Raw genomic sequence first — 19139 nt, 5'->3', positions numbered from 1 at the left:
AGCAGCTCAGCTTTTATCGTAATTTTATTTCTAATTTAGTCCCAGTATAAGATACTTTTTTTCCTATCGAACCTGTATGAGTTCCAGAACCTCTATTTTCACTTACCAGAACAACATTAAAGATACGTTTTGCTAAACAGCCAGAATAATTTCCCTTTCTATCCGAGATAGCTAAAGATTGATGTTTCTCATCCCACTTAAACGAGATAACAGTATATTTACCTTTCTCATAGTTATAATTATCTCCTTCATCTTCGTATAAATTAAATTTAGCATCGGCTCCTTTATATACTCGAATTTCTAATGTATCGGCCAATTTCTCACCTGTATATTGGATAATCTTACCCATTGGAATAATTGAACCAGCCTTAACGAAAAGAGGAATTTTATCTATTGGAGCATCCGTTTTTATACATTGACCTCCATTGAAATGTTTACCTGTCCAAAAGTCGAACCAACCTGCCGATTTGGGTAAATAAACATTCCATTCAGACACATTAGCTTCAGTAACCGGAGCCACTAATACAGATTTTCCAAACATATACTGATATTGACGGTTTACAGCAGCGGTATCTGCATTAAAATCCATCACCAACGGACGCATCATTGTAGATCCGTTTTTAGTAACCTGCCATGCTTCGGAATAAATGTATGGAAGTAAACGATAGCGAAGGTTCAGCATCTTACGCATATTGTCTTCAACTTTTTGTCCGTACTTCCAAGGTTCTGTTTCGGTTTGGTAACCGTGAATACGGAAAATTGGATTGAACGTTCCCCACTGGTACCAGCGTGTAAGTAGTTCGTGATATTTCTCATCAGTATATTGAGAATTGCCGGGACGGAAAAAGCCTCCAATATCTGTTGTCCAATATGGAAATCCTGTAATTGTGTAATTTAGTCCGGCTACAATCTGATTCTTGAATGTATCCCATGTTCCACCAATATCACCCGACCAATTGATAATTCCATAGCGTTGCTGACCCGAGAAAGCCGAACGAGTAAGTATACACACCCGCTTCTCAGAAGTAGCTTCGCGTTGTCCTTCATACACAGCCCTACTTACCATTAATGGATAAGTTAACCGGTAAAAATCGCCTGCACCAATATGTGTTCTTGTTCCTTTCAAAGCATCATTTTCTGGCTCAACGGCATCCATCCACCACGAATCTACACCATTATCAAGCATATTTACTTTCAATGTATTCCAATATTCTTTTCTGGTTTCCGGGTTGAAGTAATCCAGCCATTTAGTATCCGGAATAAATCGGTTTTTAGTCACATACTCTTTACCAATTGTTGAGTTCTTATCCGGGTTAGACCAGATTGAAATATTGAAATGTGCATTCAAATTGTGCAGTTCTTTTATAAACGCTGAAGGATTTGAGTAGTTTTTCTCATCGAACTGAGGAACACCCCAACCTCTATCGCCCCAGTATTGCCAATCTTGTACAATCACATCCAACGGAAGATTTCTTTTTCGAAACTCTTTTACTGTTTCAACCAGATGTGTTCCTGAAGTATAACGTTCGCGACACTGCCAAAAGCCATAAGCCCATTGTGGCAACATAGGTACATTACCAGATAATTTACGGTAAGATGCAATCACGCTATCTGCTGAGGGGCCATAAAATACAACATAATCGAGCGATTTAGCGACAGGTGAACGGAATGTTGTTATGTTATCACTCAGTTTCCACGATAATTTGGGAGTATTATTTGATTTACAAAGTACCTGTACCTGATGTTCACCAGCTTTTAATTTCACCAATGTTCCTACAGTAGGCGGAAGCCACATATTACTTTGATCAATACAAGGTTTCCCATCGATAACCACAAAATGTCTGTTACCCATATCTCCCAAATCCAGAAACATAGAATACTCGCCATCTTTCGTAACATTAAACTTACCTTGATAAAGCGATTGGTCTTGCGATACTTTCTGAGTCCCGGAGGTAGTAGTTACTTCTGCCATTTGATTATTTCCGGAAGTTGATTGTTCCTGTTTTACAAGTGTTATGAAATTATCTGCCGGATTAAAGTCTGTTAGTCCATACTGATGCCATAACAAACCATACCCTTTACTGGAATAAATAAAAGGAATAGAAATCTGCGTGTTTACCTGTGTTAAACTACGAGTTACGTTCTTTAAGTTATATTGCCCGTCCTGAAATTGCCCCAAACCAAATATATATTCATCGGATGGTGATTCAAAACTCTGTTCAGCCTCATAACAAGGTTCTCCTTGAATAGAGCCGGGAGTTAGTTTCCGGGAGCCTGTTTCTTCGCTCAAAAATACTTTGCCGGCATTATCTGCATACGATAATTTGCCTGTATGCTTATCCAATAACACTTGAATATTTTTTGTTTTTATCTCAAGCTTGGTCGGCAGATCTAAAACTTGAAACCAGGGAGTTGCAACGCCCGAAGTAAAAACAAGTTCTGGCAGGTTTCCTTCACTTTCTTTATAAAATTTAATTCTTACGGCATTCTCGCTCAAAGGAGATATGCTGAGTGTTCCATCTGATAAAGTAATATTTACCTTGTTGGACAACCGTTTAAAGCCTTTCACAACTTGTCCCTTACAAAGTAGTGGAAAGAGACTGATCACTAATAATAATTTTAATTTCATCTTCTTTCTATTTTATTATAATAAAATCAAGAAACTTCTCCCACATCTGCTACTAAATACATAAAAAGCCTTTAAACAAAGGCTTTTTATTGGTGGGAGATAAAAAAAACAGACTATTTATCTGCTACTAACTAGAATTATCTGCCACCAGCACGCTTTACTATAATAAGCCCGGCAGACATTTTAAAACTTCCCGAATGATATTTATTTTTTCTGGAATAACATTTATTATATCTTGTACAAAACATTATATTGTTCTGTACAAAAGAATTAATTACCTTGTACAAAAGAATGCATTCTTTTGTACAAGGATTTATATATTAGACTAATAGTTCTATAAAAGACAGGGCAGACATTGATCAATATCCGCACAGATATTTTCAAAAGTACCCTTCTCAGTTGTGACAGATAAAAAATTAAAAGGAGATAAAGGTTTACCCTTTCTATTTTTCAACTAAGGTAAAACAGTAACAATTTTCTTCCCTTTATAAACAATTACTTTATCATATTCATTGGAGGTATTCTTACCAGAAGCAACTAGTCTGATCTTGAATTTACGTTCTGCAAGCATTCCTGGAAAAGAACCTTTACGATTACTAATTGTCAATGCCTTCTTTGCATCATTCCAAGTAAAGGTAATGGTTGAATATGCTCCTTTTTCGTAGTTGTAATTATCGTTTTCGTCCTCGTAAAGGGTAAATTCTCCATTAGCACCTCCATAAACACGAATTTCAAGGTCATCCCATTTCTTCTCAGTGGCATATTGCACTTGCGGTCCGAAAGGAATAATACTTCCCGATTTGATGTATAAAGGAATCTCATCAATCGTTGTTGCTTTTACTATTTCCTTACCACCATTAATTTTCTCGTTAGTCCAGAAGTCATACCAGGCAGTTCCTTCGGGTAAATAAACTTTCATTGATTTAGGCTGAGTGAAATTCACTGCTGCACCTTTCTTTTCGCCGGTAGCATCTTTTTTATCCCAACCAGTTTCTGCATCCGATTTTACTATAGTTTCAGGAGTATATTGTGCATTAACAACCGGAGCAACCAATATAGATTTACCAAACATATACTCGTTGTTCATGTCTTTAACCTTCTTGTCATTAAAATCCATTACCAAAGCTCGCATAATAGTATATTGATTATTAGTAACCGACCAAGAAGTAGAATAAATATATGGCAACAGAGAATAACGCAAATTAATTGTCTTTGCTATTGCATCAAAGATGGTTTCTCCTTTTTTCCCAAAGTTATATATTTCTCTGGGTATATCGGTACCGTGCGAACGCATCATAGGGGTAAATGCCCCGAATTGAAGCCAGCGAACATACAGTTCCTGAAACGACGGATTTTTAGCTCCTTCACTCCAGCCTCTGTTATAAGCGCCTGCAAAAAAGCCGCCAATATCAGTATTCCAGTAAGGTATAGCACTCATTGTAAAGTTAAGACCTGCAGGTATCTGGTTGCGTAAAGATTGCCAGGAAGAGTTCACATCACCCGACCATGTATTTGCTCCGCAGCGTTGTTGTCCGGCAAATGCCGAGCGGGTAAGGATAAATATACGCTTATCTGAACTTGCTGAACGCTGATGTTCTGCAACCCCTCCTACCGCCATCAGTGGAAATGCATTGCGTACCTTGCGGAATGAGCCCAGATAAGTTTTAAGATCGAAATCGGAAGGTTTGAAATCCAGGTGATCTGGTTCTGTTGAATCCATCCACCAACCATCAATTCCCAATGAGAAAAGTCCTTTTTGCAGATGTTTCCAGTATATATCACGAGCTTCTGGATTATAAGGATCATAAGGTTGTACACCTGATGGATATTCACGGTTAGGCGGCCAGCTTTCCAATCCCGATTGTGGCCATGTGCCGAAATTCAAAAGCATACCCTTTGGCTCCATCTCGCGGAATTGTTTTGTTTGCGGTCCGAAAGAAGACCAGATAGAAATAATAAGGTGCGCATTTTGATTGTGGATATCTTCCACCATTTTCTTTGGATTAGGAAATTCTGTGTTAAGAAATTCCATTGCATTCCAAAGGTAATTGTTGCCCCAGTATTGCCAGTCCTGAATAATCCCATCGAGAGGCACACCTAGTTCACGATATTTATTAACTACACCAACCAATTCGTTCTGGCTTTTGTAGCGTTCTTTACTTTGCCAATAACCAAAAGTCCACAAAGGAAACATAGGAGCTTGTCCGGTAAGGTCGCGCATACAAGCAATTGATCCGTCAATATTTCCACCAAACATAATATAGTAATCAATGCAATCGCCAACTTCGGATTTAAATGATGTACTTTCGGGGGTATCTTCAAAAACACTGGGGGAATAATTATCCCAAAATAACCCATACCCTTTTGTAGAAACGAGGAAAGGAACATAATCGTCAGTGTTTCCTTGCACCATATTGAGTTTTGTATTACGCAAAGATAATTTGCCACGCTGTTGTTGACCTAAACCATAAATATCCTCGTTTTTATCAAGTGTAAAGAGCTGATTAATGGTATATGTTTTTGATCCTGCATCATTAAAATCAGTAAAGGTTGCACCCTCTTTTTCGCTTAAAAGTTGTTCTCCGGAAAGAGTATAATAAGAAATTTTACCCGATTTAAGATCAACATCAACTTTCAACTTATTGCTTTTCAACGAAACAATATCTCCTTGTTTTTTAACAGTAAATTTAACGGCTTGGGGCGTTTTTACGACAGATAAGCTTTTCTTTTCAAAAGTTTTGCCCATAGGAGATTTCAATACCCTAACAGTAGAAGGCCCATAAAATTGAATTTCAACATCCGTTGAATTAATTTGGGTTTTGATACCCAAATTGCTTTTTGTGTACGATTGTGCCTGACTACCGATGGCAAAAAACATCAGTAACAAGAATACTAAATTGAGTTTTTTCATATATTATTTTTTAAGCTTGTATTATTTGACAGGATTCATATAATATAAACCATCGGTACAGGATCAAGGCCTAAATATATTTTAGCAATCATGCTATCTGCCAGGCTACTCCCTCAAAAGGAGTAGCGGTGCTAAAACAAAAACATTTAATTCATTTCAAATATAGATCTTATCTTCTAATATTCAAATATATTTATACATTAAAAGTTTATTTAGCAGGCATAAATTTATAGAGTACTACTCCATGTGCGGGAACTTTAAGTCTTAGTTCACCGGTTTGGGTTTCGATATTGCTGATATCTTTCTGTCGCCAAAGATCGCGCACCGTATATCGTCCGTTAAGACCAAGTTTTTCGAAATCCTTGTAGGATATATCCACTATATCGAGGCCAAAATTACAGAAAGCAACTGCACGACTACCATCTTCGAGTTCTTTCACGTAAATACGCAAATCACCAATCGCCTGCTTACAAGTTGCCTGCTTGCCAAGCGGATCTTGATTGACCTCGATAACTTCATCGTTGGTTAGTAAATTCAATGAAAAATCATCTAGTTTCTCCATGTCACAGCCAATAAGAAGCGGTGCGGAGAAAAGACTCCAAAGACTAACATGAAGATATTGTTCATCCGGTTTAAGCTTACTTAAATGCGGATTGCCCCAACCTACAGTACCAATTACGAGCATATCAGGATCGTTCCAATTGCCCGGTTTAGCCCATGCTGCGGCTTCATCCTGTGCCAGAGCTATATTTTTTACACTCACCCACGTATCTGTAATATCATTCGTAGTTCGCCAACAATTACCTTTAACAGAGTCACCCCATTTCCATACATCCGACATCCCGTACTGGCATACACTAAAAACGATGTCCCGAGGCTGTTGGTGAAGATATTCACCCATAACCTTAAATGGTTTCATGGCGATATTCAATTCATTGCCACCATTATAAGACAAAGAGGAGACTTTATATGGATCATTTTCAGGCAAACCATCAATTACATTGCCATAACTGCACCAATCGTATTTCAAGTAGTCGAAGCCCCACTTGGCATAACTTTCGGCATCTTGCTTTTCGTAACCATAACTACCGGCACTACCACCACAGGTCCAAGGCCCCGGACTTGAGTAAAGTCCAATTTTTAGTCCCTTACCATGCACATAATCGGCAAGTGCTTTCATATCTCCAAATCGGGAATTAGGGATTATATTGCCAGCCTCATCGCGCAACTTGCCACGCAATGTAGAATCTTTTGAGTCACGATGATTTTCCCAGAAATCGTCTATATTTATATATGTCCATCCGTGGTTAATAAGCCCACTTTTTACCATTGCATTAACTGCACGTTTTACCTTATCAGCAGATACCTCGTTGGCAAAACAGTTCCAACTGTTCCAACCCATTGGTGGAGTGAGCGCAATACGGTCGCCACAAACTATGCGTAGTCTTTTTTCTGCCTTGCCTTTAGCATTTTTAGCACCCAAGGTAACCTCAAATGTACCAGCTTTAGAAAGTGAACCCGTAATGAGACCTGTTTTCGAGTCAATCTTTAACCCCTTAGGTAAACTCGAAGCCGAAAAAGTCATCGGACGGTCGCCCGTAGCTGCCACAAGATATTGAAAAGGTGAACCCGGACGCACTCCAAATACTTTTGAGCTATTGATTCTTGGTTTGGCAGAAGGTAGAGGAGTTAGGATATATGGTTCACTTGGTATCGGATTATATGTATTAAAGGTAGTTACACCCATAGTCTCAAATTTAGCATCAGCCCAATCGGCATGGTCATAGTAATTACCGTTTCCTCCATCAGTAACTACTAATTCAAGCTTCTGTATTCCTTCGAGTTTCACCGAGCAAGGTCTGGCGGCATCCCCTAAATGAACCAAACCACTCGACCATAGTTTCTTACCATCGCCAATAATAATAAATTCAACAGCTGGCTGATGTTCTTTTACCTCGTCGTCAATACCAACCTGAGCTGTAAACTCACTCGCTTTCCCATCAAGTAGAATCAACAACGAACTCTCAGCATGAGTACCGAAACCTCGTTCGAACGTTTTTCCTCCTATTGTGATTGCTTTACCATCAACAGATTTATTCTTATTCGGTGTACCGAAACCCTGGGTAGCAGCACTGAGATCTAATTGATCAAGCCATACCGTTTGAGCAGATAAATGTTCGGCCCCCATCATGCTAAATAAAATAAAGAGTCCTGCAGTGACTACTAATTTAATGCTATTTGTTATTTTCATTAATGCCGTTTTATTGGATATTACTTTTTGAATTAGATTCAGTAAAAACCTGATATCTTTGTGCGATAAAGGTTTTTGCTTATAAGTCCACGCTCCTTTAGTTTTGGTTGTGAATCATCATTCTTCTTAATTAATTTATTTGATCTTTATTTTTAATGTTTGTAGAGCTTTGGGATCTGAACTATTTCCATATAGTACCTCATATTCTCCAGGAGTAACCATCATTTTTCTTTGAGCCCAATCAAAGAATTCGAATGCCGAAGGTGATAAATCAATAGTTGCCTGTCCGGATTTACCAGCTGCTAACTCTACACGTTGAAATCCACGCAAAGTTTTAATAGGACCCTCAATATCATTTACTTTATGAATATATACCTGTACAATTTCAGTACCACTCCTTTTCCCTGCATTGGTTACCGGAACTGTTAGTTTTATAGTTTCGTTGGATTTTATTTCAGCTTTATTTACAGTGGCTTTCCCTATTTTGAAATTAGTATAACTCAATCCAAAACCAAATGGAAACAACGGATCGGACATATAACGATAGGTCCTTCCTTTCATTGAATAGTTTTCAAAATCTGATAATTGATTCATACTTTTGTAGAAAGTGATTGGTAGTTTTCCCGATGGATTATAATCGCCGAAAAGCACATCTGCTACAGCCTGACCTCCCGACTCGCCACCATACCAAGCCTGAAGAATGGCATCGCAACTTTCAGTTTCAGGAACCAAAGCAATAGCCGAGCCCGAACAGTTCACAAAAATAACCTTTTTTCCAGCTTGCTTTAATGCCTTTAAGCAGTTACGTTGTACAACGGGAAGTTCAATATCAGTACGGTCGCCCCCCTTGAAACCAGGATATGAAACTGGCATTTCTTCACCTTCCAATTGTGTAGAAAGTCCTCCAACAAATACCACAACATCAGTCCCTTGAAGCTTTTTAATCAAGTCAGTATAATCAACATCTACTTCTTTACCTAAATTGAATTCTATATTTGCTTCCCAATTATTTAATTGTGCGTAGCGAATCTCTATTTTATATTTCTTACCGCTTTCAACTTTAAATGGAATTCGTGAAGGCAACGTTCTCCAGTTATTATATTTAGCAAGAGATTCTCCATTGACAAACAATTCAAAATATCCAGTAGCTCCACATTTAAATACAATCTCTTCACTCTTTGATGGAATGAATTCTGTTTCATATTTACCGGAAAATCCTTCTAGACGAACTCCGGTTGCAAATTCATGTTGACCAGCAGTAGTTAATTTTATAGGATTTACAATTTGCTGGGTTGCAACAACATCACCTGTAAAATCCTTATTATTCCAATAACTAACCTTAAAACCCTTCTTTCCGTCAATAGAACATTGAGAGAAATAACTTTCGGTCACTTTATCCTCTACCAAATCGCATCCTTTCTCATAAAGAACCTTATCTGCAGAAAGTTTAGAAGTAATTCCATCTAAAATTGTAATCGTTCTTACGGGAGTTCCATTATAATTACCCCAAAGCATAGGTTTATCGTTAGCATTTGGACCAACTACTGCTATCTTTTTTGATTTATTTAATGGAAGGATCTTGTTTTTATTCTGAAGAAGCGTCATCGATTCAAGAGCCATATCTAAGGCTAGTTTTCTATGCTCATCGTTATTTACAATCGACATCGGAATTTTAGACCATGAAACCAGATTATCCTCATCCATTTCACCCAAGTCGAAACGCCCAATCAATACATTCAACAAGTGCTTATTTATCTCTTCTTCTAAAATCAGACCTTTAGCAACAGCTTCCGGCAATTGTTTGTAAAGGTGATCAGACCATTGGCATTCTACATCTGTTCCGGCTAACACTCCCTTTGAAGCAGCATGAACAGCATCTGATGACACTTTGTGGCTGGTATAAAAATCAGATATGGCACCACAATCAGAAACAACCATATACTTATAACCCCATTCATCCCTTAAAATTCGTTGCAACAATTGAGTGCTTCCACAACAAGGTTCATCATCCAAACGCTGATAAGCGCACATTACCTGACGAACGTCAGCTTTCTGAACCAAGGATTTAAATGCAGGAAGGTATGTTTCCCACAATTCCCGAGGATTAACATCGTTTATATTTAAAGAGTGACGACTCCATTCAGGTCCTGAGTGAACAGCAAAGTGCTTGGCACAAGCTAAAAGTTTTCTGTATTTAGCATCTGAAGGGCCTTGAAGTCCTTTTACAACGGAAACTCCCATACGTGAAGTTAAGTAAGGATCTTCACCATACGTTTCCTGCCCCCGTCCCCAACGTGGATCACGGAATATATTAACGTTTGGTGTCCAAACCGAAAGACTTAGAAAACGTGCATTTTCCTGACCATTCTTTCTGGCTTCATTATATTTAGCTCGTGTCTCATCCGAAACTGCATTGAAAATACGATATAGCAAATCATCATCAAATGAAGCAGCCATTCCAATTGGTTCTGGAAAAACTGTAACGTTACCATTGTTGGCAAGACCATGTAAAGCCTCACTCCACCAATTAAATTTTTTGATCCCCATACGTGGAATAGCATCTGATATATCACACATTAAAGTTGCTTTTTCGCTTAAGGATAAGCGAGATATCAAATCTTTAGCACGTTCTTCAGAACTTAAATTAGGATTTTTATAAGGCAATAACTGAGCCCAGGAATTTACTGAAATTAAAAGGGTTATTCCTATAAACAATCCTTTTTTGATAATTAACCGTGTTGATTTTTTCATAATATATATATACACATTTACTAATTAATTGGTTTCAGAGAAGCTACAAAACCACCTCTGCCCAATAATCTTACTTTTCATTGGGATATATTATAAATTGCTTTTTGATTATTAGTTAGAAGCAAATGTAAGTTTATCCTTTAGATTGATACATAACAAATCTGATAATTCAAATTAGTATGTAAAACATTAACCTCAATTCTTATTACAGCACCTTATACATTCTGATTATTACATACGGTTCATCTCCAGGTTTTAAATCAGGCATGGTTAAAGTTCCCAGAAAAATAGCGTGGTTAAGGTAATCGTAAGGACTGTTGTTTGGCACTTCAATGTCCAAAACCGATTTACAATAAAATGAGTTTACGCTATTGTCTGTATGAATCAATGCCTGATTTATTATCTGGAATATATACCTATCATTCGTTTTCAGAAGATAACGTGCATACAATTCGGTATCACCATCCGGACGAACCAATTGCCAATCATCACCTCCAGGCAAAATTTCGCCTTTTATTTTTGGTCCACAGAAGGTACCTCCAATAATTGGAATAATTCTTCTTGTACCACGTTTGCTCTCGCCCACATTTATCATGCTCCCTATTTTCACTCTTGCTTCCCAAATAAACTCAGTTTTGAAGTCTTTGTACAACGAATCATTCTTCTCTGAATTTATGTTTTGGGATTTCACATTTTCGGAAACAAAAAAGACTAAGAGCAGCAAATAAATTAAATTTCTCTTCATTTTTCTTTCTATTTTGCCCAGCTACTTCCTTCCGGACTTCTTCTCCAATTAAAATAAGTGTCTAAAACCTTAAGCGATTCCAAACTTGGAACTTCACCAGTATATGCTTTTTGACTAAAATGCATTACCGAGGGTTTATTTTGATTAAATGCAGGCCATTGCAAACTTCCAATTGGATTTGGATTACCATATTTTGCAAAGTTAGTCCAGTAAGTTCCCATAGCTTCTGATATTTCCAGATCCGATTTAGTGATTTGCGGATTGGAAGCATCTAAGTTTAAGAAAACATAGGCAACATCCTGCCCGTGAGGCGAACCATAACCATAGCGTGGTGAATCTTTTGGATAATCGGGATGTTGATCAAAATAGTAATAATAAACATTAGATTTGCCTTTTTCACTTTGAAGTCTGGCCCAACTCCATGTTTGCCAGCCAAATGCAGCATCTCGGGCTAAATCACGTGCTGTTTTTGGCACAGAATTTTCTCCAACTGGATAGGCTTTTATTAGTTCGTCGGCATATTTTCCGTAGCGTTTCTTCACTCCTTCAATATACTCTTCCGGAGTTCTTCCTGGTGAGAAGCTTGCACCCTCATCTGAATTGTAACCAATAAGCACAGGCACATCATTGAATTTTCCTGCTTCATATAATATATACTGATCATCGGGAATTACAGAACCATCTACAATGGGCCAACCACCAGGCAATCCAAAACCTGAAGGAAGTTGTTCAGCCGAGATCTTCCTAAGGTCGGTAATAGTTGAAGCGCCTGCTTTCTGGGCAAAAATAAGTCCATCAGCTTCTGCTTGTTGAAGAGTTTTCATATTTTCACCGGGGAATGTTGTCGGGCGTGTTGGACCAAAAGAACCACCACTTTGTGAAATAGCTCCCTGAAACAATCCTTTAGCCAATGGAGAAGCACATAACATACTAACAGAAATAGCTCCTGCCGATTCTCCAAAAATAGTAATTTTATTAGGGTCGCCACCAAATGCAGCTATATTTTCCTTTATCCATTTGAGAGCAGCAATCTGATCTAGTAAACCGTAGTTTCCAGAAGTATGCGTGGGACTTTCACTGCTTAATTCAGGATGTGCCAAGAATCCAAGTTGCCCTACACGATAGGCTATACTTACCAACACAACGCCTTTATGAGCCAACTTTTTCCCATCGTAAACTGGTTCAGAAGTTGAGCCGAAGCTAAATCCACCACCATAGATCCATACAAGCACAGGAATACGATCATTTGCTGATTTTGCAGGAGTCCACACGTTCAGGTACAAACAATCTTCACTTTTTCCCGATGGAGGATTTCCATATTGCATAGGAGCTGGAGCAAACTGTATAGTTTGTTTCACACCTTCCCACTTTGCAGCTGGTTGTGGTGCTCGCCACCGTAAATTTCCTACGGGTGGAGCAGCAAACGGGACACCTTTATAAACAGTCAATCCATCATCATAAATTCCTTGAATTAATCCTTCTCTTACTTTTATCGGTGCTGGTTGCTTAGCAAAGAGAACTCCTGAGAAAGAAAAGAGTAATACTAAAACGATTAAAGTTGCTTTTTTCATATAAATACTTTTTAATAAAGTTGTAACAAGATTATAGAGGTTAATAATCAAAGTTATTTTAAACAAAAATACTAATCATCATCCGTAAGCTACAATGCTTATTTTAGAAATCTCCACCAATCAAAATTGAATAGATTACCATTACCACCCTTAAAGACAAAGAATACATCATGGATTTCTTTTATTTTATTCACTTTGCACGAGATAGTCTTCCAGTTTAGCACACCTTCTGTATTCTTCACTTCTAAAACGCCTAACAAGCGGCCATCTCTGCTGTCAACATGAATTTCAATTTTCCCTCCCAACGAATTAGTAGCAACACTTGCTTCAAATATCTTAGCTCCTGTGCCAAAATCAACACTGCGCACTTTTATATAGTCACCATTATTGATATCAGTAACATAAACGCCATTTTTTGAATCTTTCGTTGTCTCAACTCCTTCTTCCCATGCAATAGTTTCGGCTTCAACTCTCTTAAATGGATTTAAATTGGATACACTTTCTATAACGCCTTTTTTTGTAGGAATTATCAATGGAATTGTACCATCAATATTGAAGTTAAACGGTTCAATGCAGACAGAACGTTTAAAGCCACCGCCTCCTTTTAACGCTCCATTATGATAAAAGAGATATGACTTCCCTTTAAAATTTATATATCCCGGGTGGTTGGTAAATGCGCCACCTTCTTTAATAACTTGCATAATTGTATCACCATAAACCCAAGGTCCGGTTGGGCTAGTACTTGTAGAATAAGCTAAATGTTCTGGTACTCCTCCTGCCGGATAAAGAAGGTAATATTTGCTGTTACGTTTGAAAAGCCAAGGCCCCTCCTCATAAGTGGTAGCTCTTTTCTCTGTAGCATTCTTCGTTTCTTTAATTTTTGAAGCAAACCAATCCTTTTTGTCAGAAGGAATAGGATTAATGCCAGCATTCAAATCATACGAAATCATATTACTGTTGAGTTTTGCGTACCACAATTCCTTGTCACCCCAAGTCAGATAAGATTGTTTATCATTATCAACAATTACAGTAGGATTAATATTACCCTGACCACAATTTTCTGTAATCAAAGGTTTTCCCAATAAATCAACAAAAGGTCCGATAGCCTTATCTCCTACTGCTACACCTATAACCTTTTTGTTGGTACTCTTATCTATAGCACTAACATACCAGTAATATTTATTATCAACACCTTTTATGCTATGTGAAGCCAATCCATCAATTGATTTAGCCCACGAATATGTTTTATGTGCATTAATAATTCTTAGTTTAAATCCTTCTTCAGTTAGAGGAACCTTTACTATTCCAACCTTCTGATCATACGAAATCATATCTTTATTTAGTTTGACATAATAAAGATGTGGATTTCCCCAATATAGATAAGCCTGACCAGCATCATCTATAAACACAGTAGGATCAATATATCCATAACCTACAAGCAAAGGCGATCCGAGAGCATCCCGAAATGGCCCGGTCGGACTATCGGATACCGCAACACCAATAGCATTTCCTCCATTTTTCTGATTAACAGGAACATAAAAATAGTATTTACCATTTCTATAGATACATTGGCCAGCCCATGCATCCCCTCTTGACCAAGTAAAACCTGTATAAGAAAATACAGCCCCATGATCAGTCCAATTCACCATGTCTTTAGAAGAATAGCATCTCCAGTCATTCATTGTAAAAAAATTGTTTATTGTTTTATCCTCATCATGCGTAGTATAAAGATATACGGTGCCATCATGAACCATCGGAGCCGGATCTGCTACGAAATTTGTTTGAATAACAGGGTTCTGAGACATGCCGGAAGTTGGTATTATTATTGCTAACAGAGTTAAAACAATTACAACTACATTTTCATATTTTAAAGTCTTCATCTTATCGTGATTTACAATTACTTCTTTAAGATTAAAAAGATACAGGCAACTAATTTAAGAGATACTAAAATATTATTGCTAAAAATTCTTTCCACTATTTTTTGTGTATAAAGAATCTTCAAAATTATAAGCATTAATAGAGATTGGAGAGTAAATTCACTCCAATCTCTAATCACACTAACCTAATCAATAATCACAAACTAATCAAATTTCAAACAAAAAAAACTTATATAATTTACTCTCAAATATTCAAAAAACATAATGTTAATAGAAGATATAAGGTCACCAAATTAAAAAACGGCTTTCCTTTTCTTCTATGCAAAAGTATGTTCAGACAAATCTTTCTACTTTGGAATTAAGATATTTAGTTTTCAATTCCAGATATATTGTGATGTTATTCCTTATTACAATATCTCTTTTATCGAAATAGCATTTACAAAAGCCCAAATACTATATTTGAGTAGGTGATTTTCCGAAATGCTTTTTGAATACTGTACTAAAATATCCAAGTGAAGAAAAACCACAATATTCACTAACCTCTGTAACAGTATACTTATGACTTTGTAATAATTCCAATGCATAATCAAGTCGAACCATTTTAATAAAATCTGTTGGTGATTGATTTGTCAAAGACTTCACCTTCTTATAAAGCAATGAAGAACTTATGTTCATTGAAAAAGCAAAATCCTCTTTCCCAAATTCAGTATTTGCCATGTTAGCCCTAACTACTTCCAGCATTTTCTTTACAAACTTGTCATTAAATTCGTTTACCAAAATTTGTTCTTCATCATTATCAGGCCCCTTAATTAGCTTTAAAGCCTTTTCCTTAACGATTTCCCTATTCCTTATTATAGATTTTATTCTTTGTGAAAGAAGAATCATATCAAAAGGCTTAGTTAGATAATCATCCGCCCCTAATCCTAATCCATGAATTTGATCTGCTTCTCCAGATAGAGCAGTAAGCAATATTATTGGAATATGAGAAGTTTCATAAGTTGATTTCATCAACCGACATAATTCAAATCCATCCATATTAGGCATCATTACATCTGAAACTACTAAATCAGGCATCTGGTTTTGAATGATATCCCAAGCTACGACACCATCTTCTGCTAATAATATTTCAAAGTCAGCTTTAAGAGGATATAGCATAAAATTTCTAAGATCGTCATTGTCTTCAACAATCAGAATATGCATTTTTAATTTCGATGGTTCTTCAGATTCTAAGAGTAATTGCGAATAAGCTTCATTAGCATCATAAGACACAGGTTCTTCTATCTTAGTATTTGTTTTATTGCTATCATCAATGAATTCCTTAAAAGGTATAACCATTCTAAAAGTTGAACCAACATTCTCTTCACTTACACAGCCAATTGTGCCATCATGCATTTCTACATATTTTTTCACCAACAAAAGACCTATACCAGAGCCAACAATCTTTGAATTTATAGCATTTTCACCACGATAAAATTCTCGAAAGAGCTGATTTTGAGCTTTCTTGCTAATACCAATGCCACTATCTTTTACTTCCATGCTCCATTTGTCTGGCTCACATTTCACAGATATCAGTATTTCACTATCCGGATTTGAATATTTAATAGCATTAGAAATAAGATTATCAATAACTTTCTCTATCATCAATTCATCAACAGCTGTTTGATAAAATTCCTGTTGCGAACTAAACTGTAATCTTACATTTTGTTTTTTTGCAAATGATTCAAACATCAACCGACGATGCTCTATCAACTTCACAATATCTACCTGAGCAAGAACCAGCTGTTCTTTTCTGATATCAATTTTCTGAAAATCCATTAATTGAGTTACAACAGCAGAAAGTCGTCTTGCTTGTTCAATAGCCAACGAAAGATAATATTTACCAGTATCAGAAATATTCTGTTCATTCGCTAATTCCTCCATAGGAGCCTTTATTAGTGTTAGAGATGTTCTGATATCATGAGTGGTATTAGTAAAAAAGCGAATTTTCTCTTCGTTATGTTGTTGTTTGAACCGCTCAATATAATATTTTAATGATATATAAATAACACCAACTATCAGTACTAACAGAAAAAGTTGGAACCACCAGGTCTTCCAAAAAGGTGGAACAACAGTTATACTTAATGATCTCTCAACAATTACATGTGAAAGAGAACAATCATATAATCTTATTTTCAAGACATAAGTTCCATTCGGTATATTCGAATAATGTATAAAGTGATTTTCGGAAGGTTGGCTCCAGGTATTATCAAAACCCTCCAACATCCAGGAAAATTTAGCGCCAGAAACATTTCCTATAGATAAAAGTTCTAATTGCAAGGTATTTTGATCGTAGTTCAATGATACTTCTTCCAAGCTATCTAATGGAGTATTCAGACTGTTACGGATAGATCGGCCTGCTATGGTTAAATTCTGAAAAAAGATATTTCCATTTGATTGACTCTTCGATAATGATTGGGGAGAAAAACAAACAGCACCATTGCTCGTTCCCCAAATTAATTGTTCATTATTTAGCCTGCAGCGTGAGCTCCTGTTAAAAGACACCCGAGACAACGGATACACAGTATTATAAGTAAGCACCTCCATATTCTTTGGATTCAACCTGCATAAGCCACATTCTGTGCCCAACCATAAATATCCACCAGCATACATTATGCTATTTACAAAATTAGACGGCAATCCAGATACCGTTGTTAATTTTTGAGTTTTATGCGTTCTATAATTATATCTTATCAAACCTTCTCCACTTGTGCAAATCCATATTTCATCTTTTATAACTGCCATGTCGTGAACTAAGTATCCTTCTTGCAACGCATTTATTTTTCCTGTTTTTTTATCCAGAATACATAATCCATATGTGCAAGCCAAAAGAATTTTGTTTGGAGCTAATTCCGCAAAAGTATTAATGGGCTGCGTTGGGTAATTACGAAACTTATTCTCTTTCGAAATATAACAAATCAGTTTTCCTGGTACACCACCTATCCAAAGATCTCCATTACTATCTTTGAAAATATCCAGTACAAAGTTATTCTCTAAAGAAAATCCTTTACTTCCATTCGAATAATGGGCTAATTCACGACCAGTACGTTCGTCAAGGACATAGATACCAGAAGAATAAGTTCCGGCCCATATTCGTCCTTTATCATCTTCGCATAACGATATAAATACAGGAGCCTGATTATGTTCATTCTGATAAAATGTTTTCCAATTTCCAGTACCGGCTTCTTTACAGCTAATACCATTATCTGTAGCCATCCATATATTACCTCTCTTGTCCTGAATAATCTTGTTAACATTATTATTGACTAAAGAATTGGCATTATTCACAGTATGAGTAAATTGATGTACCTGAGCAGATGTTTTATCAAAGAAAGAGACTCCGCCGCCATAAGTACAAATCCAAATACGCTTATTTTGGTCGTTAAAGATGTCATAGACGCCATTCCCTGGAAGTGATGACGGGTCATTAACGTCCTCTTTATATACATTTAACACCTTTGTTCCTTGCTTATTCACCTCCCAAATACCTTGTCCATCAATACCAGCTAGAATTGTAGAATCAGAATTTGCTTCAATTGCCAGGATAGGTTGTTTAGGAAAGCCATTTATTTTCACCGGACACAAAGCATGCCTGCTTAAATCATAATAAAACAAGCCATTCCAGGATGTTCCAATCCAAAGCCTCTTCATTTTTTTATCATAAAAAAATTTGGAAACACGCAAATCGGCTTTTGGAGTATTTTTATAAAGCCTTGTTCCTTTCATTGTTCGTTTATCAAATAGCCATATTCCAGTTGGCTTGGCAAGAAAAAATCGATCAGAGTCATACCAGGTTAAACAATAAACTTCTTCAGAATCTTGAATATGTGTAAGAGCGCCATTATAATACCTTAATAAACCTGATGAAGAAGCTACCCAGTAACAATTAGCATTATCTACAAGTATACCACCAGTCACTAAATGTGTGTTATTCATATACTTGCCCATATTAATTAACAGTTCAAATTGGTCTTTAATAGCATTGTAACGGAATAACTGACCATTATTTGAAAAAGCGAATAAGCCTGAATTTGCATACACAAGTTTCACAGATATAATATCTGTATTTTCAAATGGAAGCTGATAAATACGATAATCATCTCCGGCAAGCCTTAAAATTCCCAATTTAGTGGAAGCCCAAATAAAGCCCTTTTTATCTTTACAAATAGATGTTGCCATTCGCATTGAAATTCCATACAATGAGTTTATATCGTAAAACTTCACATTTGAGGAATGTAATGAGATTACAGATAGTAAAAAAGATAAAAGGAGTAGTTTAGTTCTCATTTAAATTTAAGTTTTTCATGTATACTTTACCCTTCAATTATTGAGCCTGTATTTGGTTAACCAAAAAATGCTGAAACAAAA

General features: G+C 36.6%; 7 protein-coding genes and 2 pseudogenes. All 9 read right to left on the bottom strand.

All coding sequences use genetic code 11. The features are described from left to right. Positions 1-13: 13 nt before the first annotated feature. Entirely contained in the window at positions 14-2629 is a 2616-nt protein-coding gene (locus tag BUC21_RS11950) for a glycoside hydrolase family 31 protein (protein WP_073402691.1), read from the bottom strand. A gap of 454 nt (positions 2630-3083) precedes the next feature. Next, complete coding sequence (locus BUC21_RS11945; RefSeq protein ID WP_073402689.1) at positions 3084-5540, bottom strand: glycoside hydrolase family 31 protein; 2457 nt, start codon at positions 5538-5540, stop codon at positions 3084-3086. Between the two features lie 208 nt (positions 5541-5748). Further along, complete coding sequence (locus BUC21_RS11940) at positions 5749-7791, bottom strand: NPCBM/NEW2 domain-containing protein (RefSeq protein ID WP_073402687.1); 2043 nt, start codon at positions 7789-7791, stop codon at positions 5749-5751. Between the two features lie 135 nt (positions 7792-7926). After that, positions 7927-10542, bottom strand: a complete 2616-nt coding sequence (gene xyl3A, locus BUC21_RS11935; protein ID WP_175550518.1) for a xylan 1,4-beta-xylosidase — start codon at positions 10540-10542, stop codon at positions 7927-7929. Positions 10543-10747: 205 nt separating this feature from the next. Continuing rightward, positions 10748-11287: a DUF3237 domain-containing protein gene (locus BUC21_RS11930; RefSeq protein ID WP_083547691.1), complete on the bottom strand. Its 540-nt coding sequence runs from the start codon at positions 11285-11287 to the stop codon at positions 10748-10750. Positions 11288-11295: 8 nt separating this feature from the next. Beyond that, a complete protein-coding gene (locus BUC21_RS11925; RefSeq protein ID WP_073402727.1) occupies positions 11296-12858 on the bottom strand; it encodes a carboxylesterase/lipase family protein in 1563 nt (520 codons plus the stop codon). 98 nt (positions 12859-12956) lie between these two features. Continuing rightward, positions 12957-14048 (bottom strand): annotated as a pseudogene (locus BUC21_RS16635) (carbohydrate-binding protein); the annotation flags it as partial. 72 nt (positions 14049-14120) lie between these two features. Then, positions 14121-14663 (bottom strand): annotated as a pseudogene (locus BUC21_RS16630) (family 43 glycosylhydrolase); the annotation flags it as partial. A 525-nt stretch (positions 14664-15188) separates the two neighbouring features. After that, positions 15189-19058 carry a hybrid sensor histidine kinase/response regulator transcription factor gene (locus BUC21_RS11915; RefSeq protein WP_073402681.1) on the bottom strand — a complete coding sequence of 1290 codons (3870 nt, stop codon included), beginning with the start codon at positions 19056-19058 and terminating at the stop codon, positions 15189-15191. Between the last annotated feature and the right edge of the window lie 81 nt (positions 19059-19139).

It is taken from the genome of Bacteroides luti, assembly GCF_900128905.1.
Classification (GTDB): Bacteria; Bacteroidota; Bacteroidia; order Bacteroidales; family Bacteroidaceae; genus Bacteroides; species Bacteroides luti.
This window is presented reverse-complemented; position numbering and strand designations above follow the sequence as displayed.

Excerpts from the sequence above, each read along its gene's own strand:
- BUC21_RS11945 (WP_073402689.1), bottom strand. The coding sequence starts at position 5,540 with ATGAAAAAACTCAATTTAGTATTCTTGTTACTGATGTTTTTTGCCATC.
- BUC21_RS11950 (WP_073402691.1), bottom strand. The coding sequence starts at position 2,629 with ATGAAATTAAAATTATTATTAGTGATCAGTCTCTTTCCACTACTTTGT.
- BUC21_RS11915 (WP_073402681.1), bottom strand. The coding sequence starts at position 19,058 with ATGAGAACTAAACTACTCCTTTTATCTTTTTTACTATCTGTAATCTCA.
- BUC21_RS11925 (WP_073402727.1), bottom strand. The coding sequence starts at position 12,858 with ATGAAAAAAGCAACTTTAATCGTTTTAGTATTACTCTTTTCTTTCTCA.
- xyl3A (WP_175550518.1), bottom strand. The coding sequence starts at position 10,542 with ATGAAAAAATCAACACGGTTAATTATCAAAAAAGGATTGTTTATAGGA.
- BUC21_RS11940 (WP_073402687.1), bottom strand. The coding sequence starts at position 7,791 with ATGAAAATAACAAATAGCATTAAATTAGTAGTCACTGCAGGACTCTTT.
- BUC21_RS11930 (WP_083547691.1), bottom strand. The coding sequence starts at position 11,287 with ATGAAGAGAAATTTAATTTATTTGCTGCTCTTAGTCTTTTTTGTTTCC.